This is a genomic window from Bacteroidales bacterium (assembly GCA_018334875.1).
Taxonomy (GTDB): domain Bacteria; phylum Bacteroidota; class Bacteroidia; order Bacteroidales; family UBA12077; genus JAGXLC01.
The window spans coordinates 1-2803 of the sequence record JAGXLC010000498.1 but is presented as its reverse complement, the minus strand read 5'-3'; the positions used below and the strand labels follow the sequence as shown (position 1 = coordinate 2803).

Sequence of the window (2803 nt, the reverse complement as noted above, 5' to 3'; positions counted from 1 at the left end):
CTGGCAGAGTTGAAAGGAATTGCTTCAAAAATACCTAATCAAAATATACTTATAAATACACTTGGATTGCAGGAAGCAAAGGATAGTTCAGCGATTGAAAATATTATCACCACCAATGATGATTTATATAAATCAGAGTTAAACTTTGATTCTTTCACCTCCATAAATGCCAAAGAAGTCCAAAATTATGCAGCGGCAGTGAGAAAAGGATTTGAATTAATTTTACAAAAGGGATTTCTCACCAATAATATCATTTTTAGGATACAAAAGGAATTGGAAGGAAACAATGCCGGATTTAGAAAACTTCCGGGAACTGAATTGAAAAATTCTGCAACCGGTGAAGTAGTTTATACTCCTCCGCAAGATTACAAAGATATTGAGCGATTAATGGATAATCTGGAAAAATTTATAAATAGCCACGACCAATATGAATTAGACCCGTTGGTTAAAATGGCAATTATCCATTATCAATTCGAGAGTATTCATCCTTTTTACGACGGAAATGGTAGAACTGGCAGGATAATCAATATTTTATACCTGATACAGAAAAAATTACAGGATCTTCCGATTTTGTATTTAAGCAGCTATATCATTAAAAATAAACCTGATTACTACCGTCTGCTCCAAAAAGTAAGAGAAACAGATTCCTGGGAAGATTGGTTATTGTTTATGATAAATGGGATAGAGCAAACCTCAAGAGAAACAATAGACTTGATTCTAAAGATTAGTGATCTCATGATGAGCTATAAACATAAAATACGTGATCATTATAAATTCTATAGCCAGGATTTGCTGAACAATTTATTCAAACATCCTTACACAAAAATTGAATTTGTAGTAAATGATTTGGATGTTTCACGGATAACGGCAGCTAATTATTTGAATAAGTTAGCGGATGATGGATTATTGAAAAAGAAAAAATTAGGAACCGGAAATTATTATATCAATGAACCTTTATTTAATTTACTAACAAATAGATAGAAAAAAATGCAGAGGCGATAAGGAATCAATTAACAAACTAGCATTATTAGATTTTTTAAAATCAGGGCTACAGTATGTCTTTCCGCAGCAACCAGGACCATTAACCAGAGGACTGGAGACTGCCCATTCAGCCCCTCCTTTAAAAAATCAAATTTCAAGTAACGAAATCTATGTTTGGCCATTTGCAAAAGGTAATATCCGTGGTCAGGCAATAGAGCCTCTGCATCCTAACCTACCGGAGGCCTGTCTGCGAGATAGTAATCTCTATGAATTGGTAGCTTTGGCCGATTCTATAAGAGTTGGTAAAGTAAGAGAAAAACAAATGGCATTGGAAATGATTCAAGAGAGGTTGAAAAATGCCTAAAAGACAAGAAATCAATTTAGACGCTGTTGAAAAAGTTGCTATAGCCGACTTCAACGGCATGCCGATATTCATCTCCACCGGCAATCCGGACCCACACGTACCCCTGGAACGTGTAAATGAAAGCGTGCGCATTTTGAAGGAGCTGCATGCCGATGTGCACCTTAAGGTTTATGACGGACGCCCCCATACCGTCTCACAGGATGAATTGGATTGGGCGAACAAACTGATATTTCGATGATATTTTTAATCTCTATTTTCCATGGTGATACAAACAAATCTTGTAAATTTGACCTCATAATTAATCTGTATTCAAACCTTTTAATAAATTGTTAACCTGATGAAAAAAGCAACTTTAATTTCCGTATTAGCAGCCTTTCTTATGCTATGGGCCCAACCCATCCGTGCAGAAGTGAAGCTTCCTGCCATCGTATCCTCCAATATGGTCTTACAGCGCAATGCCACCGTTGTGTTATGGGGCTGGGCTGATGCGAATGAGAAAATCACCATTGAAACTTCCTGGTTGAATGAGGATCTGAGCGTTCAGGCAGATGATAACGGTGATTGGCGTGTGGAGGTAGAAACCACAAACAGCAAGAAGGCCCAGACCATTCAGATTAAGAGCAAGGATTCGAACATTACCCTCGGAAATGTAGTTTTCGGGGAAGTCTGGTTGTGTTCCGGACAATCCAACATGCAGCAGCCCCTCAGGGGTTATACCGGCCAGCCCACTTATGGCTCCGGGATGGCGACGGCTAAATCGGCAAATCCTGATTTGCGGCTGTTTACTGTAGACCGGATCGGTTCGAAAACGCCATTAAAAGATGTTGAAGAATATGAGGCGTGGCAACAGGCCTCACCGGAGAATGTCTGGGGTTTCAGTGCTGTAGCTTATTTCTTTGGCAGGCAATTGCAGGAGATCCTGGATGTGCCGGTGGGCATGATCCACACTTCCTGGGGAGGCAGTTCCGTTCAGGCCTGGATCAGCAAGGAAGTGATGAACGAATATCAGGAAGTTGATCTGGAAGATACAGATATCAAAGAAAACACCAATCATATTCTTACCGCACTTTACAATTCGATGATTCATCCGCTGATCCCTTACCGGATAAAGGGAGCGCTCTGGTATCAGGGGGAATCCAACCGCCTGGAGCCCGAAAAGTATAAAGAGTTTTTTCCCGCGATGGTAAAGGACTGGCGAAACCGATGGGAGATTGGCAATTTTCCGTTTTACTATGTACAGATTGCACCCTACATGTATGGCGGAAACGAAGCCTTTTCCACCCCTGAAAATTCTGCTTTCATACGCGAAGTACAATTAGAATGCCTGGATCTGATACCCAATTCCGGTATGGCTGTTACCCTGGACATCGGGGAGCCCGATTGCATTCATCCGCCGAAGAAGAAAGAGGTGGCTGAAAGGCTGCTGTTCAATGCGCTCAGTCAAACCTATGGCTACAA

The 2803-nt window shown here is 40.6% G+C and carries 3 protein-coding genes; all 3 read left to right on the top strand.

The genetic code is table 11. From position 1 onward, the window contains the following. Window positions 1–981, top strand: a 981-nt coding sequence (locus tag KGY70_20390; protein ID MBS3777564.1) for a Fic family protein, incomplete at its 5' end; no start/stop codon positions are given. Between the two features lie 356 nt (window positions 982–1337). Beyond that, entirely contained in the window at window positions 1338–1583 is a 246-nt protein-coding gene (locus KGY70_20385; protein ID MBS3777563.1) for a hypothetical protein, read from the top strand. Between the two features lie 99 nt (window positions 1584–1682). After that, on the top strand, window positions 1683–2803 hold a 1121-nt coding region (locus KGY70_20380), incomplete at its 3' end, for a sialate O-acetylesterase (GenBank protein MBS3777562.1).

Bases quoted from the DNA above. Each gene is read 5' to 3' on its own strand.
- KGY70_20385 (MBS3777563.1), top strand. From the start codon at position 1,338: ATGCCTAAAAGACAAGAAATCAATTTAGACGCTGTTGAAAAAGTTGCT.